The organism is Maledivibacter sp. (assembly GCA_025210375.1).
Lineage (GTDB): Bacteria > Bacillota > Clostridia > Peptostreptococcales > Caminicellaceae > JAOASB01.
Map to the genome: position 1 here is coordinate 48,558 of JAOASB010000037.1, position 25,580 is coordinate 74,137.

A 25,580-nucleotide genomic window follows, 5' to 3' on the forward strand; every position below is an offset into this window, starting at 1 on the left:
TATAAATAATTTCTTGAGGTGATTTTTTTGATATTAATAGATGATGCAGGTAGTGGGAGTTTAATCGGTGGTACTATCATTGGTGCAATGAGATCCGAAACAAAGGAGTTTGTTTATGATATCATTCCTTTAAAATACTATTCTCCACAGTTCTTTTGTAAAAAACTATATCTGGACTACGTCGTTGAAATAGTTGAAGATTTATTAAAAAAATTGAAAGCCGGTGATGAGGAACAAATTTTTGTATGTAGGGGATATATGTTTGATAACTTTAGAAAATGGATATCAAATACTAACTTTAAATGCACCAGTACAAAAATAGAAGAACCTCTTCAGTCAAAAATAGAGTCAGCCTTTGAGGACTATACTATTAGTCTAGGCTTCCCAAAAAGGTTTATAAGCTATACCAAATATCCCTTTCATTTTCATAGAATTCTTTGTTGGATATATGCTGATTACGATAAAAGAGTTTCTTTATGCAAAACAGGTTGGAAAAGCTTTGAGAAATATGGGTTATTACAGACACAAGTCACCTATGATAAACTGAAAAAATCCCACTATATCTGCTTAAAATGCGATAAAAGAATCGAAGATAACAGCCAAGTAAAAATAATAGAATTCACTAGTAATAGGCCACAAAAAATATATCTTCATCATGATTGCTAAGCAAAAGGGTCTAAAGACCCATTTTGTGTTGCAAGTTCCAGGCTCCATGTTCCAAGTTTTCAGGTCGATTCTTTTAGGTTTTAAAAATAAACAACTGAGCAAATTGCATAATTACTTTCTATAAAAACCATCTACTACATGTATCTTTAAAATCCTTAGAGCTATACCATATATATTATGCAATTCTGCCAAGTAAGAGTTATGTAATTTCCTCAACTGTAAATTCTTATAATCTTTAGATCCTTTCAAACGATTTTTATATCCATCAGAGAAATGCTAAAGCTCTTGGAACTTGCAACTTGGAACCTAAAACAATCACTTTTATTTCTTTTCTATAGCTACAAGTAAAGGCGGATTGTTCTTTTGATTTATAAACTCCATTTTGAGTACATTGACTTTTCTTTGATCAATGGTAGATAAATATTCTAAGACATGGTTCTTTTCTTCCATACCCTCCTTATGCCCTGGATAAATGGATATGGTCATTACACCATTCTTTTTTAGTAAATCTATCCCCTGCTTTATGGCTTCTAGGGTTGTTTCATGCTTTGTAGTTATAGTGTGATTATTCCCAGGCAAGTATCCTAAATTAAACATAATAGCTGCGACCTCAGTATCAACATGCTTATTTAGGTTTTCGTGTCCCGTATTAATAAGCTGTACCCTATCTAACATATTTCTGTCCTTAAGTTTTTCCTGGGTCTTTTTAAGAGCTATTTCTTGGACATCAAATCCAATTACTCTTCCATTTTCCCCAATTAATTCACTCAAGAATAATGTATCTTTACCATTTCCTACTGTTGCATCTATAACAATATCATTTTCCACAACGACCTTAGCTATTAATTCCTTTGCTAAGTCCGTGGCTTTATTAAGATATTTTGCTTGCATAATCTTCCTCCATTTAATTATAGATTATAATATATTTAGTCACATTCAAAAATAGACTAATCATTTTACTCTTCTCTTTGCTTATTTTTTCATATGACTTAGCCTTTACTCTTGCAAGCTTTATTGAAGAAGTCAGGTAATATTGCTTCGAAAACATTGATAATCCCATCAGCCCCTAAATCTTTTTTGATGTATTTTGAAATATCCTCAGAAGGTTTAAATTCCCTTTTGGTTAATCCTACTTTTTTAAAAAATGCTGAGTTATTGTTTTCCTCAATAGCATATACTTTCTTTATTTGCCTTTTATCAGCGAGGTTTAGTAAGGACTTGATTAATCCATCTCCCATATATTGCCCTCGATATGTATTATTTATAATTAGCATGTCTACAAATGCTATATTAAGGTTTGGAATTTTTATATAGTTTGAATATCCAATGATCCTTTCACCATCACATACTACCATTGAGTTTCCCAGTTCCCCTGTATCTAAATCAGTAATTTTTATTTTTTCTTCATTTATAAGTTCTAGTATTTTTTTCTTGTCTTTTTCCTCTGATACCCTTATATTTATCACATTCTCCCTCCTTGCAAGATAATTAATATTGAATATTGCCATTTTCAACAATTAAAACACCAATACCTGCCTGTATTAGCGAGGTTTATAATGATTTTAAGTATTTTTTTTCATCCTTAGTGAGATATCTCCATTTTCCCCTTTGTAAATCCTCTATATTTATCTTACCTATGGAAATTCTCTCAAGCTTAATAACAGGATGACCTACAGCATCCATCATTCTTCTAATCTGCCTGTTCTTTCCCTCGTGAATAGTGATTTTAACTGAGCAATTATTTTGATATTTTTTTACAAGCTTTATTTTAGCTGGAGCGGTTACATATCCTCCAATATCTAATCCCTTTCTAAACCTATCCATCTCGTCATTAGTAATAATACCTTTTATCTTACACATATAGGTTTTTGATATATGACTGCTTGGATGAGTAATTTTTTGTGTTAAATCCCCATCATTTGTGAGCAACAGCAATCCAGAAGTATTATAATCCAGTCTTCCAACGGGATAAATCCTTTCAGATATCCCTTTGATTAGATCTAATACAGCAGGTCTATTAAATTGATCTGAAGATGTAGTTACATATCCTTCTGGCTTATTTAAAAGAATATATACCATATTATCCGATATATTTATACTCCTATTGTCAAAGGAAACCTCATCAACTTCTGGATCTACTTTTATTCCCATTTCTTTTACTATCTTGCCATTCACCTTAACTCTTCCCATTTTTATTAATTCTTCCGCTTTTCTTCTCGATGCAACTCCGGACAAAGCTATAAATTTTTGAAGTCTCATTCCTGTACAACTCCTTTATCATTTGTTATTATTTATTAATACTTTAATTTTAAATCCTGTATAGGCTTTTCATAGTATAACTTAATTTATAAATGGACAAATATGCAATGCTTCTGGGCATTTTGTACTTGTATAAGTTAAAGTCTATGCTAAAATCCCTATAGAGATTCTGGTCAAAACTTTAATTTATACATATCGAAAATTCCTAGAAATATTGGATATTTTGATATGTATAAATTAAGATTCACCTTAAAGCTCTATACATAAGTATATAATATTTTATACTAATTTTTCCTCAAAAATATTTAAAAGATCCAATCTTTTTATTCTTTTCTTCAAATGATCTTTATCTAAAGTGTATAAATCAAGCTCCTTCATTCTATTAAAATATATGGAACCTGCGAAGGTATATCTTTTCATTAAACCCTCCGGCGTATTTATTTGACTATTGGCATAGGAAATTATATCACCTACAGCAATACTAATAGGCAACTCTAATAGTTTCATACCTTTATTTAACCTTACTGCATTATGGCCTGCTAAGCTGCCCGTAACTATTGCTTCCGTATGTCCAACAAAGAATCCTGATTTTTCCCCAGCACATAGTAAATTTTTAACCCCTCTTACCTTCATGTTGTTCTCTCTAGGGGCTATTGATAGGTATCTTATTGAGTTGCCTATGCCGCCTGAATATGGGTCCTCATACCTTGCACTTTCTAATCCCTTTATTTTTCTAAGCTTTTCTAGGGGATAATAAGGGGCCATTAATTTTGCATGCCCAGTATCAAGAAGCACCACATTTTGTGCATATTCCTTTAGTGCATATTGCTGACATACCTTTTTATCTAGCTTGCTTTCATTTATATCCTCAATGGGTACGGGTAAAACTGCTACTCCCTTACTATTTAGTTCACCTATGATTTCATCACTTAGGGAATCCTTGTTTAGTTTACAAGAACCACTAAATGCCCCATATGAACCATCCTTCCTTTTGGCAAGAATATCTTCTATACCAGACTTCTTACTTATACTAACCCTTGGTCCAAAGGTAGGACACCTAAGAATACACATTGCACATCCATTACCATATTTTAGACAGTTGCCCATAGGCCCAGTAGATCCTGTTGTCTCAATAAAAATATCACCATAAACTACTTCTTCATTATAGAGTACAATGCCCTTAATTGTATTATCTATTATATCAACATCTATTGCCCTAGTTCTGAACATTACTTTTATTCCCATTTCAAGCAGTTTTTTTCTAACCATAGGCTCAATCTTTGTTACATCATATAGATTTGCATGCTTATGCCCTGGAAAATCTATACCTACATGCCTAGATGCTTTATCGCAGATATTAAATAAATCCCCTGCCCCCAATAATATGGCTTCTTCTGCTGCAGTATATCTTCCGTTGTTTCTCATTATTCCTCCTACATTTCCCAGTCCCAAAAGCAAATCAGTTCTTTCGATTACTACGACCTCTGCACCTGCTTTTCTTGCTGTAACAGCTGCCGCACAACCAGCCCAGCCTCCACCTATTACCACAACCTTAGTCATGATTCATCCCCCTTTTCAAACATGTAAGTTGTATCAATTTGTGATTTACAGGCCTTTAATATTTTATCTCCAATTCTTATAGAGCATGCACCACATATGCCTTCACCACAGCATATCTCTATATTATTTGTTATTACATACCTTGTATCTGGTGACAACTCACTCAGTAATTTCTTTATATCCCTATGTTGGACATCTGAACCGCCACTAAAGCATAGATCATAGTGATTATTTCTAATCAATTCTTGTATTATTAATTTCCCTTTTTCACCGAAAATATCCGTCTCTATTGTCAGTATCTGGGATTCATCTATATACTCATTGATAAAAATTTCATTAAACTTACCTTTATCCATTATGAAAGTTATTTTATTATTATTACGTAATAAATACTTTAATATATTTACTGCTGGGGCTAGTGCTACTCCTCTAGCCACAATTAGTACATTGGAATCCTTCAAGGTCTTCAATTCCTTTAAACCTAGAATACCATTCCAATATGGCCCCCTTAACATTATCTCCCCTTCTAGAGATAATAAGGTCTTTGTTTTAGTTCCAATTATCTGTACAGCTACATGTATCTCTCCTTTATTTTCATCTGAATACATTATAGACATGGGAATATCAAAATATTCTGGCTTTTGAGGATCTCTAATGAATACATATGACCCAGGCTGTTTTAATGCCCTTGCCAATGTCTTTGTAACAGCAATTTTAAAAACAATTAAATTATCACCAATTAATTGTTTATCCAGTATTTCTGTATTTATATTTTTTCTAGCAAGCTTTGCTTTTTTTCCATTCCAATTATATTCTTGAAAGATACATACCCCCCTCCAATTACAGTCACAAAAATCCTTTCCCTGTAAATGAGAGCATGTAATACAATCATTTGTTTCGGCCAAATAGCACGGGCAATAATCGCTACCTGCATCAATGCATTCATATATTATTTTTTTGGTCATATTAATCCCTCACTTTCCAAAATAGACCTTATAATATTAGAATATTGATAGTACATAGATTATGTTACATAAAAAAAATCTGATTGATTAAATCAATCAGATTCTTACCTTCCAAAGAAGTCCTTTATCTTATCTATGAATTTTTTCTTGTAAATATCTTCTTTAGCAATTAATTCTGTTGTTGCTAAAAGTTTATCCCCTATATATACCTTTGCTTTACCTAAAACCTGCCCTTTCATTATTGGAGTGGCATATTCTTCATTACACTCAAAAATCGTCATAACCCTATCTTCTTCATCACCTTTAACGGGGATGACTATATCTTCCTTAACAGTCATATAGGATTTTTCTTTCTTCCCTTTGAGTGCTGTGAAGCTTTTTATATCAGAGTCTTTACTCAATACCTTCTTAGGATGATATTTTTCAAATCCTCTTTCCATTAAAGCATAACAATCATTAAACCAATTTGGATCATTCAGCACCACGCATAATATTTGCATATTATTTCTTGTGGCGGATGTGACTAAGCATCTACCTGATACCTTTGTATATCCTGTCTTTACACCGTCTCCACCCTTGAACTGATTTAGGGTCTTATTTTTATTGAAAAATACATTATAACCTTCTCTTTGTGAAACCCATTTTTTTGTCCTAACTATTTTCTTGAAATTTTCATTTAATAAAGCTTGCCTTGTTATTAATGCCAAATCATAGGCTGTAGTATAATGGTCTTTATGATGTAGTCCATGGGGGTTTTTGAAATTTGTGTTCTTAGCTCCTATTTTTTTTGCTTTTTGATTCATTAGATTAGCAAATTCTTGGGTCGAGCCAGAAATATGATGGGCTATTGCTACTGCTGAATCATTTCCCGATCTAAGCATAAGACCATATACTAAATCCTTAAGGTTTACTTCTTCATCATATTTTAGATAAATTGATGATCCCTCTACTCCGACAGCATTCTTAGCCACTTTGAATTTCGATTCTAAACTGCCATTTTCTAAAGCCAATAATGCTGTCATTATTTTTGTAGTACTGGCCATTGGTTTTTTTAGATTGATATTCTTAGCATATAATATCCTTCCAGTTTTAACTTCCATTACAATAGCACTCTGAGCAGAATTAGCATAGATATTTATTGGGAATACTAAAAGAATAATTAGAAAGGTTAAAGCTATATTTAATATTCTCTTCCTAAACATATAATTCACTCCGTTTAACCCAGATTATTCATAGAAAATCTTAAATTTTCTATGAATAATCTGGGTTCGATTTTATAAATATTAAAGAGCGGTATACCGCCCTTATTATTCATTATTTTTGTTTTTATTGTCATCATCACTTTCGCCATTACTATTTTTATTTTTTGAACCTTCGCCTTGTAGCTTATCAATGAACTTAGACGATAACCCAACCAAGTTTTCAAACATATTTGCACTTTGATCTACAGATAATAGTTTTGTGCTTTCCTTTCCTACTATCATAAAAGCAACGGGCTGTACCGATACCCCTGCTCCAGTTCCTCCTGCAAATGGAAGTTTCTCAGTATCTTGATTATCTTCATCTTCTACATTACAACAACTTTTATAATCCCCACCTCCTGAAGCAAAACCAAAGGATACTCTGGATATGGGAATTAGGGTTGTTCCATCCGGTGTTTCAACTGCATCTCCCACAATAGTATTAACATCAATCATTTGTTTTAGGCTTTCCATCGTCGTCTTCATCAACGCTTCAATAGGATGACCACTCATATCATACACCACCTTTTAATTACTCTATAGTATACTTTATCCAAAGAATTTTTAACCCTGCTATAATAATATAGCCTATTTTTGAGGTAAATATACAATCTATATCTGTTCTTAAGACCTCATTATTAAAGTTTGGAGTTATTTTGAAATGTATCTCCTTAGGCCTATTTTTTTTATTGTTTAAAATAGCAAACAAGTTACTTTTCAAAATATTGATAATACCAGTTACCATGCCAGTTAATGCTGCATCATCAAGACCAATCTCAGTTTTCCAAAACAATCTATGAAAATGTGTTTTTTCTATTAAATAATTAATCACCCTCTTGTATCTTCTGATATTTTCAATGAAATTTTTTATTTTTTTCATATCAATAGAATCGGTATAGCCTTTATGCTTAGACCACGAATCACTTTTTATTTTTATTCTTAAATCTTCGTCATCTTCTTTATTCGTTTTTGTTACTTGGAAGGAGCCTAATTCTTTCTTAAACCTAATCAATCCATATAAAGCCTTAATACTAATAATGACTTTACTATCTCGGTTCTCTTTTAAAACTAAGATATTGGCCTTTATCGATGAAATAATAATTAATATAATTAAAATGATTATTGTTATACCTACAAACAAGTTTGCCACCCCTGATAAAACGTTATAAACTTCTCTACTTCAACTCCAATTATTCATAGTTTCAAGTTTTCCATAAATAATCCGGGTTTAATATTGTCTACATTTACTATCCTTTCCATGATTATGTTTTACTAAACTATTTTAAATATTTTTCACAAAAAAATATAATAGGCTTGACAATTTGACGATTTTATATGATATTTAATAAATGTAAACAAAAAGTTTGCTGTTTATGTTACTTAAGGAAATTTCATAATTTTTACTTGATCAAGTTGCATATGAAAATATCATCCTTGATATAATTACCTAAGATGCAAACATATTTGATGGCATAACTTTTGAAATTTTAAAACTACATATGGTAGATAGTTTTTATAGAAAGTAATTGAGGAAATCCCATAATCGTAACTTGGCACAATTGGATATGCCAATATCATACTTGATTTAATTACTTAAGATATAAGCATATTTTGTGGTGTGTCTTCGTAGATTCTAAAACTACATATAGTAGATTGTTTTTACGAAAGGTAATTATGCAATTTACTCACTTATTCAATCTCCTCACTTATATAGAAAACTTTCTTCTTTCAGGGGGTAATATTTTGAGTATTGGTGAAAAACTTAGAAGATTAAGAAATGTAAACAATTTAACACAAGATGAACTGGCTAACAGATGTGATTTAACCAAGGGTTTTATTTCCCAAATCGAAAGAAACCTAACCTCTCCTTCTATAAACACCTTAATAGATATTTTGGAGGCATTGGGAACAGATATTAGTCATTTTTTTAATGAAGAAATTGAAGAAAAGATAGTTTTTTCTAAGGACGATATTTATGATAGAATTTACGAAGACTATGGTTACTGCATTTCATGGCTAATTCCAAATGCTCAGAAAAACGATATGGAACCCATATTAATAACACTACCCGAGAAAACTAAAACAAAGGAAGATGATCCCCATGAAGGTGAAGAATTTGGATATGTTCTAAAGGGTAAAGCTAACCTAGTTCTTGGGAAAAAAAACTATAAGATCAGAAGTGGCGAAAGCTTTTATTTTAAATCTAATAAAATACACTATCTGGAAAACCCTTATAGCAAGCCCGCAACAATTCTTTGGGTTTCTACACCCCCATCATTTTAATAAAGTATAAAAAAAGCGCTAATGCGCTTTTTCGATTTTAATATATACTTTATTCTTCCTCGAAATTATTTAAAAAATCAAAATCTCCAAATCCCTCAACCTGTGGTAAATCCTCTAGATTCTTAAAACCAAAGGCTTTCAGAAATGAATCTGTAGTCCCATAAACAATGGGTCTTCCCGTTTTTTCCAATCTCCCCTTGACCTCAATTAATTCTCTTTCTATTAAAGTACTTATAGGCTTATCACATTTAACTCCTCTGATGCCTTCCATTTCATGCTTTGTTATGGGCTGTTTATATGCCACTATGGCCAAAACCTCTAGGGTCGGCTGAGATAGTCCTCTGTTTTGTGATGTAATACACAGTTTTTCAATATAGGGATGATTTTCTAGTTTTGTTGCCAATTGAAAACAATTATTTACTTCAATAATCCTAATCCCTCTACTCTGCTGATCAAACTCAGCTTGAAGCTCATGTATATATTCCTTGACCTTTCCCTTAGGAATTTCTAATACCCTAGATAACTCTTTAAGGTTTAAAGGTTCACCCCATACAAATAAAATAGATTCTATGATCGATTTTATTTCTTTTTCATCCATAATTTATATTTTTGCCCCCTAATAAAAATAATTTTAATGCTGATTTTTTATAACAGGATATACATATATATCATCAAATATATCATCTTGTTTTATGTTTATGGCCTTTAATTTTAATAATTCAAGTAATGCTAAAAAGGTTACAACTATCTCTAATCTACAGCAATCTTCATTAAATAAATCTATAAATTTAAGACTTTTATCTTTATCCAACTTGCTTTTCAAAAGAGAGATTTTATCTTCTACTGTATACATATCTCGTTTTAATTCTTTGAAAAACTTTTTTCTATGCATATCTAGTTTACTTATCCTTTGCAACGTTCTTTTGACCGCCTTGATTAATATTTCTTCTTCTAAATTTAATTCCGTTTTCTCAACCAAATCTTTATTAATATATTCTTCTAACTGTTCTTGAGATTTGAAATAACTCCTGCCATAGGTATCTTCCCTATCCTTTAAGAACCCTGCAATATTTTTATATTTTTTATATTCTATTAGCTTTATAACCAAATCTCTTCTAGGATCCATTCCCTGCAAGTCAAACTCTAACTGCTCCTCAATGGGATTTGGAAGAAGCATTTTGGACTTTATTTCAAGCAATGTTGCAGCCATGAGTAAAAACTCACTGGCCACTTCCATATCTAAATATTTCATTTGGTTTATATACTTTATATATTGCTCTGTCACATCAGAAATTGGTATATTGTATATGTCAATTTCATTTTTTTCTATCAAATGAAATAAGAGATCAAAGGGCCCTTCGAAGGCTTCTAGTTTAACTTCATAATTCATAAAAACACCCTCATTAAGTTTAATTTTGCTTATCTCTACTATTTTATCATAAATATTTTAAATGAGGAAATTGCATAATAAATGTGGTATGCCCTAGGTCATTTAAGACTATAAAAAGCCACATATTTTATTATACCTATAAAATAGTGGCTTTGTATTTAATCCAATTGTCTCATATATAATTAATGGTTGCTTTTTATAAAGTATGTTTTTCTATACTGCATTTATTGTGATATGCCCTTTAGCATTTTACCTAGTGTATTAAATATTGAAGCCTTATCGCATTTAGCCTCAGTAATAAGATCAACTTTTCCAAGGGTTTCGCCCTTTGTATTGGTAACAGTGACTTCACCTATTTTTTGACCCTTTTCAAAGGGAGCCTTTATAGCCTTAGGTAACACTACTTCCTTCTTAATATCACCCTCTCCTCCCTTTTTAACCAAAACCTTTAATTCATCCCTAGCGATTATATTGACATTTGATATCTTTCCCTTTTCGACGGGCAGTTCTTTTATGACTTCACCTTTTTGTGATATCATCACTGAATTATATGAAGCAAATCCATAGTCAAGTAGTTTTTTAGCTTCAGCAAATCTTATTTTTGAAGAAGGACACCCTAAAACCACTGCAATTAATGTAAAATTATTTCTTTTGGCCGATGCCGATAGACAATATCTAGCTTCTTGGGTAAAACCTGTTTTTATACCATTGGCACCAGGATATGTTTTAATTAATTTGTTGGTATTCACCAACTCTAATGTGGCTCTTCCCTTTTTACCAACCTTCATTGAGGACATATATATCTTCAACCAATCATGTATTTTAGGATATTTCAATAGTTCCCTAGACATTTTTGAGATATCACTGGCAGAAGTATAATGTCCTTCTTGTGGTAAGCCATTTGTGTTCATAAATTGTGTATTATTCATTCCCAGCTGTGCTGCTTTTTCATTCATCTTTTTAACAAATACTTCTTCTGTACCCCCAATATGTTCAGCCATAGCCACACAAGCATCATTAGCAGATGCTACAGCTATGCCCTTTAATAGCTGCTCCACTGTCTTTTGCTCTCCAGGCTCAAAGTAAAGCTGACTACCTCCCATACTAGAAGCTCTTTCACTAATAGTAACTTTATCTTCTAAGGTTATTTGTTTTTTATCCATAGCCTCCATAGCCAATAACATAGTCATTACTTTTGTAACACTGGCAGGGGGAAGCTTTTCATTGCTATTCTTTTCATAAAGTATTTTTCCTGTTCCAGCATCTATTAAAATTGCAGATTTTGCATTCAAATCAAATTCATTTGCACTGGAGTAGGTAAAAGAACTAATAAATAATAATAGTACAGACATTATTAAACCTATCCTTTTTTTAGCACAACTTTTATTCATCTCCATTCCTCCTAAATTATCTTGATACTCTTATGTTTTCCATTGAAATAATTGCTTATGCATTATAATATTATCTTGCTTAATAGAAATTTGAATTAATTTTTTATACTTTAAATTTCATTTTAAACTATAAAAAACACTCCTTAATATCATTAAATATTAGGAGTGCTTCTTATATACCTTGAATATCTAAGGTAATGGATTTTAAATTATTTTATAATATCAAGTCCTTAAAACTACTACCAATCCTTGGTCTCTCCACATCCAATATATCTGCTATTGTTGCTGCAATATCTGCAAAGGTCTTTCTTGTTCCTAAATTAACGCCGGACTTAACCTGCTTTCCATAAACCACTATAGGCACATATTCCCTAGTATGATCAGTTCCTTTATAGGTTGGGTCATTGCCATGATCAGCAGTAATGATTAGCATATCATCATCCCTTAAGCTATCCAGGATTTCAGGTATTCTTTGGTCAAACTCCTCTAGGGCTTCTTTATAGCCTTTGGGATCTCTTCTATGCCCAAATTTAGCATCAAAATCAACTAGATTTGTAAATATTATTCCCTTTGAATCGGTGCTTAAAAACTCTATCGTTCTATCTACACCATCCATATTACTCTTGGTATGTATTTCCTTTGTTATTCCTTTTCCATTAAATATATCTTCTATCTTTCCTACTGCCATAACATCATATCCAGCTTCCGATGCATAATCTAGTATGGTTTTGCCAAAGGGATCTAGGGAATAATCTCTTCTATTAGGTGTTCTAGTAAAATCCCCAAGTTCTCCAATAAATGGTCTAGCTATAACCCTAGCAACTTGATCTTCACCCTTTAAAATCTCCCTAGCTATACTACACATTTTATATAATTCCTCTAAGGGTATTACTTCTTCATGGGCTGCTATTTGAAATACACTGTCTGCCGAAGTATACACAATAGGATTTCCACTCTCCATATGTTCTTTTCCAAGTTCTTTTATTATTTCAGTTCCTGAAGCAGGTTTATTACCTAAAGCCTTTTTACCCGTAAGCTCTTCAAATTTAGATATCACATGCTCTGGAAAACCCTCGGGATATGTTTTAAATGGCTCTTTAATGTGTAAGCCTGCCATTTCCCAATGTCCTGTGGTAGTATCCTTTCCATTGGACATTTCCATCGATCTACCCGATGATCCTATAGGATTTTCAGCTGTGTCTAAGCCTTCTAGTCCATCAATATTTCCCAATCCTAAATTAACTAGGTTAGGAAGGTTTATTCCACCCATTGCTTTAGAAATATTTCCTAGAGTATTTACTCCTATATCGCCGAATTGTTCAGAATCTGGTAAGGCACCTATTCCAACACTATCCATTACTAAAATAGTTACTCTATTAATCATATATAATCCTCCTTAAAATATCTTTTAAAATAATTTTCAATCTAAATTTCAACATAAAGTCCAAACCTTTATGTAACCGGTAACATGTATTAAATTTCTATAGGATTATAATATCCATAATTATAATCCTAATTCTTTAATACCCAATATTTATTATTATTAATCAATATACCTTCTAAGCTCTTGGATGGGATTTATTATAAACATCTTTAATTTTATTTTTTGTCAATTGCATATATATTTGAGTAGTAGATATATCAGAGTGTCCAAGCATTTCCTGAACAGATTTTAGATCTGCTCCATTTTGTATTAAATGAGTAGCAAAAGAATGTCTAAGGGTATGGGGAGTTATTTTTTTATTGATTTTCGCTTCTTTTGTATACCTTTTAATTATCTTCCAGAACCCTTGCCTAGTCAATCTCTTTCCATAATAATTAACAAATAATGCCTTCTCATCATCTTTAACTAACATAGCTCTATATTCATGGAAATATTTAAGAAGAGCATTCTTAGCCATGGTTCCGATAGGAATAATACGCTCTTTGTTGTTTGTTCCTCTACATTTTATAAAATCCAGTTCTAATTCTACATCGCAAAGATCTAATCGCACTAACTCTGATACCCTAATACCCGTGGCATATAGTAATTCAAGCATAGTTTTATCTCTGCAGCCCATTGCACTATTTTCATTGGGTTGACTTATGAGTCTCTCTACTTCGCTTAAACTTAACACACATGGCAGTTTTTTCTCTGATTTAGGTGATTCAAGATTTATAGTAGGATCACTTTGAACTAAACCATTGTTTAATAAATGTTGATATAAGCCTCTTATTGAAGCTAAATTCCTAGAGATTGTAGAAGTAGCACGTCCCTTTTTTTGAAGGTATAAAAGATAAGTAATAATTGTTGTCTTATTTACATCTATATAAGAATCTCTGCCCTTATCATTTAAAAACTCCCCAAATTGGCGAAGATCCCTTCCATAGGATTCCAAAGTGTTGTTAGATAATTTTTTTTCATCTTTTAAGTATACAAGAAAATCCTTTACAATTGTATTCATTTGATTAACTCCTTTATTTCTCTTCTGCTACAAAATACACTATTCTATAATTCAACACCCATAAACAAAATCCTCTTTAATTTTTTGAAAGTGCATAAAATAATATAATTAAACCCACAACCCTACGTCGAAGATTTGAGCAATGATTTAGAAATAAAACAACGAAGTAGAGTTTTAAATTTTCTATGAATACTCTGGGTTATAATAATTTTACATATAAGCAGATATATATTTTATAAAGAACGGTGTTACATATGCTTCAATAAGGCAACCAACAGCTATTACTATATGTATTATAGCCATAATAGTACTATATATAAAAAACTGGTTTACAATATTATACTTACCATTCTTCCTTACCATATTTTTTATAAGCATGGTTGAAAAGCTAATACCTAAAACCCCAACAAAAATAGCACTTGGAACGATTAGAATATTTTGAGGTAATATGGATACTAGGGAAAACATCATTCCCTTTAGTCCCATCTGTTTTGCAAAAAAACCAACGGTAAATCCTATTATAAATCCCCTAAGAGCAATAAGCAACAAAATAAGGGGAATACCGATAACGGTTATACCTAAAATCCATATTATTATACCAGTTTGGAGATTGTTTAATAAGGATTGTTTCAATATAGAAAAATTGTTTATGGATTTTGAATCAACTATACTAAAGAAATTTTTCAAGTAAGCAATTAGGTCTTTATTCTCAGCTCCAGTCAATGCTTTAGACATAAATGCTCCAGATGATATTCCAATCATAAAAAATAATATCACAAAGAAATATATTACTAGGTTACTCTGTATATGTTTTTTAATTGTTTCATTGATTTTTCTAATCAAAAAAAATCCCCCTATCTATGGATAAACAACTCATCATCTATTATGGATTGCTTATCTTTAGTACATGCTATTAAATAATATGCATAGATTGGGGATTATATGTATTAATTTATTTATAAAAATCGAGATAAAAGAAAGAAATTATGTCGTTGGTTAAAATTATTCTATAGGGGTTTTATTATAAACTTTAATTTATACAAGTCCAAAATGCCCAGAAGCACCGCATATTTGTCCATGTATAAACTATAAAAACCCTATATAGATAAACAACATTAAGAATTGAAATATATTAACCCTTGAGATCGTTTATCTTTAAATAATTTTTAACATATAATATCGATATAATTGTTTTTGCATCCTTTATTTCTTCTTTATAAATTTTTTCTAGTAGTTCATCAACTCCATACTTCTCAATTTCAATATACTCATCTTCATCGGGCTGAGCAACATCCGCAACTAGATCTTTTGCTATAAATAGGCTTATAATTTCATTACTAAATCCCGGCGAAGTATAAAATTTGAATAGATATTCTATATTATTAGTTTTAAAACCAGTCTCCTCTAAAAGCTCTCTTTTAGCACATTCAACAGGTTTCTCGCCCATTTCAAGCTTACCAGCTGGCACCTCTAGGAGATATTCTTCCACAGATTTTCTATACTGCCTAACCATTACTATCTTATTATCCTGAGTTACAGCAATAACCGCAACGGCTCCAGGATGTTCAACTATCTCTCTTTTTGAATACTTTTGCTCTGGTAATTCTACTGTATCAATTCTTAAATTAATGATTTTACCTTGATATATTTTATCAGATTTTATAGTCCTCTCAACATTTTTCATAATAACGCCCCTTAAAAATATAAAATTTAATCTATAGAGCAAATTGCATAATTACCTTCCGTAAAAAACATATACTATATATAGTTTTAGAATCTGCGAAGACATACCACCAAATATGCTATATCTTAAATATTCAAATTAAGGATGATATTCCCATATGCAATTTTGCCAAGTTACAATTACACAATTTCCTCTATATAGAATATTGAAATTTCTATACAAAGCTTTCAGCAATTTTACCATTAACTCCAACAGTTAAAAAATAGTCCATGTCATCTTCCAAGTATCTCCCCATGGTACTCATCTTAATATCTGTCTTTTTCAATATTTCTATTATATCATTAATTTCACTAAAAACCACATCATGTTTCTTATCAATATTATACTTACTTAATTGTCTTTTTATAATAGAATCTTTTTCTCCCATTAATTTCGGGATACCTATACATGCCCTAGTCTTTGAAATCTTACTGAGTACCGTAATGGTATGATGGCTTATTCCATAGTGTCTTTTTCTTTTATCCATAAAGCTAATTCTTGGTACACAAATTGGGATACCTCCTAAATCGGTTACGGCATCTATAATACTTCCTTGTTCAGTACCTGTAAATCCATATTTAGTCCCTGTTCCTATTATTCCTGGCCCCATTGACACAATACAAATATCACATTTTAATATATCCTTTGCAGCTATCAACCCATTATATATATTTATACATTCTATATCCCCTCCAAATGCATGCCCGATAGTTATGGTACCATCTATATAGCCTTTTTCCTTTAAATGATAAACATTTTTACTAAAATCTATGGGTAAAGCTCCGCCATCTGTCATTATATATACGATTTTTATATTGCTCTTTAAAGCCTTTAAAACCACTGCAATGGGAGTTAATATACTATGTAGCCCACCTATCAATACAGGCATCCTTTCTAGGGAAGTAAATTCATTAAAAACGTGGTGATATCTACTGTTTTGCTCTTCAGCAGAATTAACTTTGATTTGTATTGGAGTATATCTAAGCTTCATAATATGACCATGTTCCTTACTTTCTTTGATGGTATTCTGGGGATTAGCCAATACAAAGTGATATCCCCCCGTTCCAAGCTTTAAATCCTTGGCAGTAGTATTTAATATAACTTTACTCCCCTCATAAATATCATAAATAAGCCCCTTATAGGCTATAGCTTTCTCTGATCTATTGTCTACATTAACCATTAGTTCAATGGCATTCCCCCTCACATTAATGATTTTTTCAACTATTCCAGTTTTTAAATTCAGCATTTTATATCACCTGCATAGATATTTTATATTTCATAGGATTTATTTACCCTTAGTAATGAACTAAGCACAGATTGTTCATCCCCTTCCCAGCTCATCTAAAAAATTTAATAATTTATTTTTACCTATAAATTTTGTAATAGAGTGTTTTTCCGAATATAGATTCGCTAGGCCTAGAAATACAACCAATAAAATTTTTATATACATGGTGTAGCTTGTGGCTATGATGCCAAGGATAATACCTAAGCAATTAGATCCTATGTCTCCAAGCATCGCTCTCCCCTTAATATCATATGGAAAGTATGCTAAGGATGCACCTATAAAACATACTAATATTATTTTATAAATCCTGCTTACATAAAATAATGAAGGTAAGCTAAAGATCATAAAAACCTTTATAGCCCTTCCAGGTCTTAAATCCATTAGGTTAATAAAGTTAGTAAATAGTGATATAATCAAGGTGTTAATTAGAAAATTAATAAAGTCTATGGAAATCAATGAACTTATTAGTATTGAAACTATACCTCCAAGTACGGCTTTTAATCCACCCGTCGTTAGTTTTAGGCTTAACAGCATCTTTATATGTCCTTTAAATCCCTTTACAAAATTGTCTCCAATAAAATCATCCAGTAATCCTATAAACCCCATAGTTAAAATTCCTAATATAAATACAAAGATTTCTACGTAATTATTACTAGCCGTAAACATTACTAAAAGTAACGCTATAATCAGAACATTTAAAACATATATTATTCCCATGGCATTTGGTATAAGTTCCCCTTTATAATTTTCTTTTATAAAGCCTGCATTTATATACAACCTTCCAAATAAAGGAATTATTAGCTTGTTTAATAGATACGAAATAATTAAGATTATATATATCATGACTGCCATCCTAACCTTTTGAGAATCAAAGTCCAAAGTATTTGATGGAACTGTTTTCCCCTATGGATAAAGCCCTTTAAATCTCTACCGGTTTCCCTATGCTTCATCTCTACATCTATCTCTTTAATACTGTAGCCTGATTTTATAATATCTATGGTCATACCCACTTCCACACCATATTTTGAAGGTATATTATATACAGATTTAAGCACCTCAGCTTTGAATGCCCTTTGTCCCGAGAGGCTGCATTCTATTTCCTCATGGGTAAAATACTTAACACCTCGCTTTGCTAAAAATTTAACTAACCCGAAACCACCCTTTTTTTTTGCTTTTGAGAACCTAGCTATTGTTACATCACATTCATTATTCAAAATAGGCTCAATCAATCTGTCTACATCCCGTTGCGAAGCATCTATATCTCCATCTAGAAATAGTATTATTCTACTTAAATCTATAATTTTATCTAGCCCATATTTTAATGCATAGCCTTTTCCCATATTTCTTTTAAGCTTTATTACCTTTGCCCCTGCCTTAGCTGCTTTTAACGCTGTAGAATCCTGTGAACCATCGTCTACTACATAAACATCATCAATATATTTAGAAGTCCGTATGGCCTTAATAGAACTTTCTATTTTATCCTCTTCATTATAAGCAGGGACTATTGCATATACATTTGACACTATTGTTATGCCTCCTTAAGTCATTTTTGTTATAAGAAAAATTAATATAGCTTTCGGTGCTATAATAAACACTCTAAAAGAGAAATCAATTGATATCAAAATACAAGATATCTTCTGGTATTAAGCTGTCAGCTGTTACCTTTTCACCAAAATGTCCTTCTTTCCCATTTAGAACCATAAACATGGCTATTTGTCCTAGCTTAGTATCAACATTATCCACTGTAGATATTCCAAGCTCCTTATAAAATGTCATACTTGAATGCTTTGTATTAGACTTCTCAATCACCATTAGGGGTATGTTATTTGTATTAACCAAATTAATAAGTTCATTTCTAACAAATCCATAGTCTTTATTGTTTATCTTGAATCCATCATCCACCAATATAACATAATCTATGGATGTATATATATCCCCTTGAAAATTCAAACCATCCATATCTTTAAAATAAAATGGAAGTAAATCATAATCCCCAATGAGAAGCTGTGAATATATCTTTTCTGAAATAGATTTCTGGATTTCATCATGTGTGCTTTCCATTTTGGATTTATGCTTTAGCCCTTTGACAATGTTCTTCATACTATCATCACTTTTCTTTGGTATTTCAGCTTCGATTATTTTATTGATTTTTGTATTACTAAAAATTTCTTCCATATCTAAATAGTCATTTTCAGTAAACATATTTATAATCATAACGTTTTGATCTACTAAACTGTCCTTAGTTAGATTATAATAAACAATATCTAAAAACTTTTCTTTACTTTCATTGTCCCTTCTATATTCTTCAAGTCTACTCATGAGTTCATAGTTTTTTTGTTTAAACCCATCAAATTCCTCTTCAATCTGAGTTACTAAGACCTTTTGTTGATCAATAAATAATTGCTGGCTATCAATTATTACTCCAATAAATATCCCTATACCTAGGGATAAAAATATGGCAATTATCGTTATAATGAAATGTTTTATATTTATTACCATAGCATCCCCTTCAATTCATATAATAATTTGAATCTTATCTGCAAAAGTCTGATTATGTGGTTGCTAAGGGGTGAATATAAACAAACAATAATAATGGGAATCAGTGACGAAACAACTACACCGAATAAATGAATGGGCTTTATTCTTTCTTTATATAGCTTGTTTACTCCCTTGGCATCTATTAATTTGGGCCCTATCTTTAGCCTTACTAAAAACGTACTAGCCATACCCTTTCTACCCTTTTCTAAGAAATCTATCATATTTGTATGGGTCCCCACAGCAACAATAAAATCTGCTCCCTTTTCATGGGCCAAAAGCATAGCCACATCCTCACTAGTCCCAGGACATGGAAATAGGGTGTACTTAAGTCCCTGTGCCTCTATTCTATTAAGCCCCGGTGCCCTACCATCATTGTAAGCATGTAAAACTATTTCCTTACATTGCTTCAAGCAATTATCTGACACACTATCCATATCCCCTATAACAATGTCAGGGGCATAACCAAATTCTAAAAGAGCATCTCCCCCACCATCTACACCTATAAGTACAGGCTTAACTTCTTCAATGTATGTCCTTATTGCTAAAAGGTCTTTCTTATAATCCTTTCCCCTTACAACCACCAATACATGTCTGTTTTTTATATGTGTATTAATATTAGGTATTTTCAGATTATCCAAGATAAGTTTTTTTTCTTTCTTAGCATATTCTAAGGTATTATCTATAAAGTCATCTAGTACTACTTCTAAATTCTCCTCTGCTTCTTGGGTTTTAAGCTTAATTATTTCCCTTGTTAGAAGTTTTCCTTTACCAATATACCTGTCATCTATAAATAGTTTTTCATTTAATATCTTTACTGTACTATTCTCCTCTATCACATCAAAAATCAATTCATCATATGTATCAAGCATTTGAATTCCAGCCTCTAGTAATATAGCTGGCCCCCTATTAGGATATTTACCACTCATGGATGGATATGTATTAATAATAGCTTTAGGTTTCTTTTCAACTAATGACCATGCAGCTATTTCATCTATATCCCTATGCTTTATTACAGCTATATCTCCACAGTTCAATCTTTTTACTAGGTTTTTTGTTTTACTATCCTTCTTGGCAATGGATTCGATAAACATTAATACCTCCATAAGAAATTATTATTAGAGATTATATTATTTCCTAGATCTCTATAGTATTATTTCCATTAATGGTAAATTTATAATACCCTATACTTTTAATATGTTACAAAAGCAAATTGATATTGACATTTTTCCTTCAAGAATTTATAGGAATTTGATGCAAATTGTTGTAATTTTACTATTGCCTCGGAAATGGGAAAAAGTACTGAAATAAAAAAAGACATCTATGTGGTATCAGATGTCTCTGGAATTTAAAATATATTTATTCATTTTTTTCCTTGGGACTTTCTAATATGAAATCCTTATCCCTCAATTCCTTATAAACCTCGCGAATTGGAGATAGATCCTTTATATCGTTTCCACCTAAATATAGTATTTTTAAATTCTTTAGACTAGATAAAGCACTTATGTTTGTTAATCTATTATTCTTTATTACCAATTTTTCTAGCAAAGACAGTTTGTCTAAGGGTTTTATATCAATAATCTGATTATTGTTTAATGATAGATTCCTAAGTTTTTTGAGATTAGCTACGACGCTAATATCTTCTATGTTATTTTTATACAAATATAAAACCTGTAAATTGGTCATCTCCTTTAAATCAGAGATATCTATTATCTTATTTTCCGACAAATATATTTGTTCCAATTTATTAATACCATTGACACCCTCAATATCTGTTATTTCATTACCATTCAAAGCCAGTATTTTTAGAGAAGTTAATTGTGTCAAAGCTTTAATATCCTTTATTTCATTTCTACTTAAATATAATTCTTTTAAATTAGTTAACTTACCTAAAGAATCTATTTGCTTTATACTATTAATATTTAGGGATAATTTTTCTAAGCTTGTGAGATTTTCTATAGGCTTTAAATCGGAAATATTATTATTATCTAAGTACAATTCTTTCAAGTTAACAAAATATTGTAATGGACTTAAATCAGATATTTTTTCTTCTTCTTTAGTTGGATTAGAAAAGAAAAGCTTTGTAACATCATCAACATCATCCTTGGTGATATTACCCTTTGGTTTATTTACGATTTCTCTAACTACCTTTTCTAAGCTTTTTTCACTAAAATTAATTATATTTGAGTCTTCTTTCTTAGTATCTTCTTTATTGCTTTCTTCTTTTTTACTTTCAACTTGACTATCTACTGATTTTTTGATCTCTTCCTCTTTTTTAGATACTTCTTTAGTTTCTTCCCCTTCATCATTTTGAATTTTAGCTGTTTCATTTATACTAGCAGTTTTTGTTTTCTGGTCCCATGCCACTTCTTTTCCTATAAGCTCACCAACTTTTCTTATAGGTATATATGTAGTTCCATTATAAAGTATATTATTAACTTCAATTTTTTCTCCATTCACTTCCAAATTTACAGAATCAAATACTACTTCAATAGTATGTTTTATGTCTTCTGAAAAAACAAGCAAAGTACCTAATATAAAGGTAACCATTATACCTAAAATTAAACCTTTAAGGAATTGCTTATTCATATTGATACCTCCTAAAAATTTAATGATTCATCCTTTACTATTCAAATATATATCTTGAATACTCAAGGAGTTAGTATAATTCTTACCAATTTATAGTAATTTAATACATATTAGTATGTTGTTCCGGTTTTTGCAATGAAAATAGTGATTTCCCTACACCTTTTTAAGCGAAGATTTTTTATTTGTTCAGAGTTATTTACAACTCGGAACTTATTGTATTCCCATATCCTTTAGTCTTAAAATTTTACTTATAATGCCCTTATAGGGATTTTGGTATAGACTTTAATTTATACTATGAAAACCCTATGTATTTATTTTTGTATCTTTTCTACATCCAGAACAATTTTCTTTGCAGTCCTTAGTCCTTCACGATACCAATACTCACTTTCCTTTAATTCCCTACCCTTGTTCTCTCTTTCAGTTATTCTGCCAATTGAAAAGTTTAATTCATCTAAAATAATCTTAGTTTCTTTACCCATGAAATGACCACCTTTTTTAATAGAGGAAATTGCATAACTCTTACTTGCCTTGATTGCATAGTATATATGATAGGTGTATATAAGTTAAAGTTTATATTAAAATCCCTATATGCAGTACATAGTTTTTATAAAAGAGAATTATGCAATTTCCTCACTTATAAATATTATTACAATTTTTTTGTTTTAAAAACATAAAAAAAGAAGTCAGTCTATATTATCAAGACTAACTCCTTATAGTTTACTTACCAATGTCCATATAAACAGCAGAACAATCATCACTCTTTCTAAGTCTAGGATATTTTATACAATCCATATCATCTTTTTCAATGGTTCTTATAATTTTATATATTTTTTCAAGTCCGTAGTCCTTTACATAGTCAAAGAGTGTATATTCATCCATCAATCCATAATTATCTATCGATAAGGAAAAACCATCACTCATTAGTATAACTTTTATTGAATCATCAATAAAGACGCTTCCATAAAGTCCTTTATCTATAGCCCTTTCGTCAAACTCTAAAATCCAATAGCCCGTATCAGTATTTTTTTTAAGCCGGTTGTTTCTAAGCATCTCTAAACTTTTTTGCGAAAAACCTTTAAACACCTTATGTTGATCTAGATTTTTTTTATTTTCTTCCATAATATTTTTTATAACTTGATCATCAAACTCAGTCACCCTATCATCCTTGAAGTAACAAACCTCTCCATCATTTTTCTTGAGGATTATTGAACAATCTCCTAAAATAAAATACTCTATATAATTATCAATAATCTTAGCCACGGCTATAGCAGCTGACGGATAATTAAGGGGATTCACCTTCTTTTTATTAACTAAGTATTGAAATCTAGCCTTTATAATTTTCAAGCCATCCTTCATTATATCCTTTAAACTTTTATCAGTATCTAAGTTAGCCTCAAGTATTTCCTTCCATTGATTCACATACCAATATACATCATTTTCAGAATTGGTTACATTGGTTCTAGTTAGTCCCGAAGCTCCATCTATTATAAATGTACTAGTTTTAGTAAAGCCTACAGCATCTTCATTAAACTCCTTTTCTGAATAACTCATGGCTTTTATATCCCTTATTATCATAATTTCTCACCCAATTACTATATTTTTATTGTCCTTATTTCACTTGAGGAAATTGTATAACTCTTACTTGGCTAGGCCTAATATGCGAATATCATCCTTGATTTAATTGCTTAAGATATAAGCATATTTGATGGTATAGCTTCGGGGCTTCTAAACTATATATAGTAGATAGCTTTTGTAGAAAGTAATTATGCAATTTGCTCACTTAAATATTACTTATTTAATCCGATCTTGTCAATATACTATTTTATATATGAATTTATGGCTATAACTTTTGTGATATGTATGGATAGAGCAAATTGCATAATTACAATCCTCAAAAATTTACTGCTACATATAGTCTTAAATCCCCTAGAGGCATACCACATTTATTGTGCAATTGTGCCAAGTTAGAATTATGCAATTTCCTCGATATATTTCTATTATTACATAGGTTGTATAGTATTTTTTTATAGTTTTTTGATAACTATAATATTTTTCTATACTATATCATATATACAGCGGATATATGGTATAATGACCCAGTTAATTTTTACACATATAATTTGATTAGGGAGGTTTATGGATATGAGTAAAAAAATCGTTGCATTATTTTTAGCATTTATGATGTTATTTGCTGTTGTAGGCTGCTCTACAAATGATACCGCGAATAATACTTCAAACAATCAGGAAGCTACCGAAGAAACAAATAAGACTGGTACTACTAACCCAGAAGAAAGTAAAAATACCTTAGAGGGTAAAACTTTAAATGTAGTTGCCGCTTTTTCTAACAAGGAAGAGGTTTTTGCAAAATTCACTGAAGAAACAGGCATCAAAGTTAATTTCTTAGATATGTCTTCAGGAGAAGTCCTATCAAGGGTTGAGGCTGAAGGTGGAAAGCCCGTAGCTGATTTATGGTTCGGTGGTGGCGTAGACAGCTTTATTTCAGCAGCAAATAAAGGTCTTTTAGAAGCATATGCTTCTCCAGAAGCTGAAAAAATACCTGCTGAGTTTAAAGACCCAGAGGGCTATTGGAATGGTATATACTTGGTTATAACTGGCTTTATCGTTAACAATGATGTATTAACTGAAAAAAGTTTAGAAGCACCAAAGGCTTGGAAGGATTTAACCGATAGTAAATACGAAGGCGAAATAATCATGTCAAACCCAGCGATTTCTGGTACTAACTATGCTATTGTAAATTCATTACTTCAATCAATGGGTAACGAAGAAGGATGGAAATATCTTGAGGGATTAGGAAAAAACATACCTTATTTTGGTAAGCGTGGTAGTGAACCACAAAAGAAAACAGTTGCTGGTGAATACGCCGTAGGTATTACATATGTTGATGGAGGAATAATGAATCTTCCTAAAGAACATCCTGTATCTGTGATTTTCCCGGAAGACGGTATTCCTTGGGTTCCAGCTTCAATGGCTATTTTCAAAAATGCTGAAAACTTAGATACTGCAAAGGCCTTTGTTGATTGGGCTTTATCCGTAGATGGACAACAATTTATAAGTGAACTTAATTCAACTATCATGGTAAGACCAGAAGTACCTAAACCGGAAATACTTGGAAGCACTCCTCTTGACAAATTATTAGATGTTGACTTTAATAGATTTGGTTCTGAAAGAGATGCTGTCCTTGATATTTGGGAAAAGAAAGTTGCTAAATAATAGGCTCAGTATGCGGAT

At 31.2% G+C, this 25,580-nt stretch carries 26 protein-coding genes; 3 read left to right on the forward strand and 23 right to left on the reverse strand.

The window, feature by feature from the left end:
- Window positions 1-27 precede the first annotated feature (27 nt).
- The gene (locus N4A68_13000; protein MCT4565215.1) at window positions 28-666 is read left to right on the forward strand and encodes a hypothetical protein; all 639 of its coding nucleotides are present in this window, start codon (window positions 28-30) and stop codon (window positions 664-666) included.
- Between the two features lie 321 nt (window positions 667-987).
- Here the strand turns inward: N4A68_13000 and N4A68_13005 are convergent, their stop codons facing one another.
- The 8 genes from N4A68_13005 to N4A68_13040 form a co-directional block, all read right to left on the reverse strand.
- Window positions 988-1,557, reverse strand: a complete 570-nt coding sequence (locus N4A68_13005) for a methyltransferase domain-containing protein (protein MCT4565216.1) — start codon at window positions 1,555-1,557, stop codon at window positions 988-990.
- 98 nt (window positions 1,558-1,655) lie between these two features.
- Window positions 1,656-2,132, reverse strand: a complete 477-nt coding sequence (locus N4A68_13010) for a GNAT family N-acetyltransferase (protein MCT4565217.1) — start codon at window positions 2,130-2,132, stop codon at window positions 1,656-1,658.
- Window positions 2,133-2,217: 85 nt separating this feature from the next.
- On the reverse strand, window positions 2,218-2,925 hold the full coding sequence (locus N4A68_13015; protein MCT4565218.1) for an rRNA pseudouridine synthase: 708 nt from the start codon (window positions 2,923-2,925) through the stop codon (window positions 2,218-2,220).
- A 279-nt stretch (window positions 2,926-3,204) separates the two neighbouring features.
- Window positions 3,205-4,485 (reverse strand): FAD-dependent oxidoreductase, encoded by a 1,281-nt coding sequence (locus N4A68_13020; protein ID MCT4565219.1) that lies wholly within the window; start codon window positions 4,483-4,485, stop codon window positions 3,205-3,207.
- Window positions 4,482-5,450 (reverse strand): sulfide/dihydroorotate dehydrogenase-like FAD/NAD-binding protein, encoded by a 969-nt coding sequence (locus tag N4A68_13025; GenBank protein MCT4565220.1) that lies wholly within the window; start codon window positions 5,448-5,450, stop codon window positions 4,482-4,484. The genes N4A68_13020 and N4A68_13025 overlap by 4 nt, the downstream gene beginning before the upstream one ends.
- 104 nt (window positions 5,451-5,554) lie before the next feature.
- Window positions 5,555-6,652, reverse strand: coding sequence for a D-alanyl-D-alanine carboxypeptidase (locus tag N4A68_13030; protein ID MCT4565221.1), 1,098 nt, complete (start codon window positions 6,650-6,652; stop codon window positions 5,555-5,557).
- Window positions 6,653-6,757: 105 nt separating this feature from the next.
- Window positions 6,758-7,204, reverse strand: coding sequence for a GerW family sporulation protein (gene ytfJ / locus N4A68_13035; protein MCT4565222.1), 447 nt, complete (start codon window positions 7,202-7,204; stop codon window positions 6,758-6,760).
- Window positions 7,205-7,223: 19 nt separating this feature from the next.
- Window positions 7,224-7,832, reverse strand: a complete 609-nt coding sequence (locus N4A68_13040; GenBank protein MCT4565223.1) for a DUF2953 domain-containing protein — start codon at window positions 7,830-7,832, stop codon at window positions 7,224-7,226.
- Window positions 7,833-8,434: 602 nt separating this feature from the next.
- Here N4A68_13040 and N4A68_13045 point away from each other — a divergent pair.
- Window positions 8,435-8,974: an XRE family transcriptional regulator gene (locus N4A68_13045; GenBank protein ID MCT4565224.1), complete on the forward strand. Its 540-nt coding sequence runs from the start codon at window positions 8,435-8,437 to the stop codon at window positions 8,972-8,974.
- 49 nt (window positions 8,975-9,023) lie between these two features.
- On the opposite strand, the gene scpB is transcribed toward N4A68_13045, so the two are convergent.
- From scpB to N4A68_13120, 15 genes are all read right to left on the reverse strand, one after another.
- Window positions 9,024-9,572, reverse strand: a complete 549-nt coding sequence (scpB, locus tag N4A68_13050) for an SMC-Scp complex subunit ScpB (GenBank protein MCT4565225.1) — start codon at window positions 9,570-9,572, stop codon at window positions 9,024-9,026.
- A 33-nt stretch (window positions 9,573-9,605) separates the two neighbouring features.
- On the reverse strand, window positions 9,606-10,364 hold the full coding sequence (locus tag N4A68_13055) for a segregation/condensation protein A (protein ID MCT4565226.1): 759 nt from the start codon (window positions 10,362-10,364) through the stop codon (window positions 9,606-9,608).
- Window positions 10,365-10,588: 224 nt separating this feature from the next.
- On the reverse strand, window positions 10,589-11,755 hold the full coding sequence (locus N4A68_13060) for a D-alanyl-D-alanine carboxypeptidase (GenBank protein ID MCT4565227.1): 1,167 nt from the start codon (window positions 11,753-11,755) through the stop codon (window positions 10,589-10,591).
- Window positions 11,756-11,969: 214 nt separating this feature from the next.
- Window positions 11,970-13,139 (reverse strand): phosphopentomutase, encoded by a 1,170-nt coding sequence (locus tag N4A68_13065; protein MCT4565228.1) that lies wholly within the window; start codon window positions 13,137-13,139, stop codon window positions 11,970-11,972.
- 175 nt (window positions 13,140-13,314) lie between these two features.
- Complete coding sequence (gene xerD, locus N4A68_13070) at window positions 13,315-14,199, reverse strand: site-specific tyrosine recombinase XerD (protein ID MCT4565229.1); 885 nt, start codon at window positions 14,197-14,199, stop codon at window positions 13,315-13,317.
- 210 nt (window positions 14,200-14,409) lie between these two features.
- Complete coding sequence (gene spoIIM, locus N4A68_13075) at window positions 14,410-15,042, reverse strand: stage II sporulation protein M (protein MCT4565230.1); 633 nt, start codon at window positions 15,040-15,042, stop codon at window positions 14,410-14,412.
- A 289-nt stretch (window positions 15,043-15,331) separates the two neighbouring features.
- Window positions 15,332-15,883 (reverse strand): NUDIX hydrolase, encoded by a 552-nt coding sequence (locus N4A68_13080; protein ID MCT4565231.1) that lies wholly within the window; start codon window positions 15,881-15,883, stop codon window positions 15,332-15,334.
- A gap of 214 nt (window positions 15,884-16,097) precedes the next feature.
- The gene (locus tag N4A68_13085) at window positions 16,098-17,168 is read right to left on the reverse strand and encodes a DUF3866 family protein (GenBank protein ID MCT4565232.1); all 1,071 of its coding nucleotides are present in this window, start codon (window positions 17,166-17,168) and stop codon (window positions 16,098-16,100) included.
- Between the two features lie 75 nt (window positions 17,169-17,243).
- A complete protein-coding gene (locus N4A68_13090) occupies window positions 17,244-18,050 on the reverse strand; it encodes a glycosyl transferase (GenBank protein MCT4565233.1) in 807 nt (268 codons plus the stop codon).
- Window positions 18,047-18,730, reverse strand: coding sequence for a glycosyltransferase family 2 protein (locus tag N4A68_13095; GenBank protein ID MCT4565234.1), 684 nt, complete (start codon window positions 18,728-18,730; stop codon window positions 18,047-18,049). The genes N4A68_13090 and N4A68_13095 overlap by 4 nt, the downstream gene beginning before the upstream one ends.
- A gap of 85 nt (window positions 18,731-18,815) precedes the next feature.
- Window positions 18,816-19,706 (reverse strand): copper transporter, encoded by an 891-nt coding sequence (locus tag N4A68_13100; GenBank protein MCT4565235.1) that lies wholly within the window; start codon window positions 19,704-19,706, stop codon window positions 18,816-18,818.
- A complete protein-coding gene (gene steA, locus N4A68_13105; protein ID MCT4565236.1) occupies window positions 19,700-20,836 on the reverse strand; it encodes a putative cytokinetic ring protein SteA in 1,137 nt (378 codons plus the stop codon). Before steA ends, N4A68_13100 begins: the two co-directional genes overlap by 7 nt.
- A gap of 265 nt (window positions 20,837-21,101) precedes the next feature.
- A complete protein-coding gene (locus N4A68_13110) occupies window positions 21,102-22,331 on the reverse strand; it encodes a leucine-rich repeat domain-containing protein (GenBank protein ID MCT4565237.1) in 1,230 nt (409 codons plus the stop codon).
- Between the two features lie 311 nt (window positions 22,332-22,642).
- On the reverse strand, window positions 22,643-22,810 hold the full coding sequence (locus tag N4A68_13115) for a hypothetical protein (protein MCT4565238.1): 168 nt from the start codon (window positions 22,808-22,810) through the stop codon (window positions 22,643-22,645).
- 238 nt (window positions 22,811-23,048) lie between these two features.
- The gene (locus N4A68_13120) at window positions 23,049-23,906 is read right to left on the reverse strand and encodes a protein phosphatase 2C domain-containing protein (protein MCT4565239.1); all 858 of its coding nucleotides are present in this window, start codon (window positions 23,904-23,906) and stop codon (window positions 23,049-23,051) included.
- Between the two features lie 567 nt (window positions 23,907-24,473).
- On the opposite strand from N4A68_13120, the gene N4A68_13125 reads away from it, so the two are divergent.
- Complete coding sequence (locus N4A68_13125) at window positions 24,474-25,562, forward strand: extracellular solute-binding protein (GenBank protein MCT4565240.1); 1,089 nt, start codon at window positions 24,474-24,476, stop codon at window positions 25,560-25,562.
- Window positions 25,563-25,580: the final 18 nt, after the last annotated feature.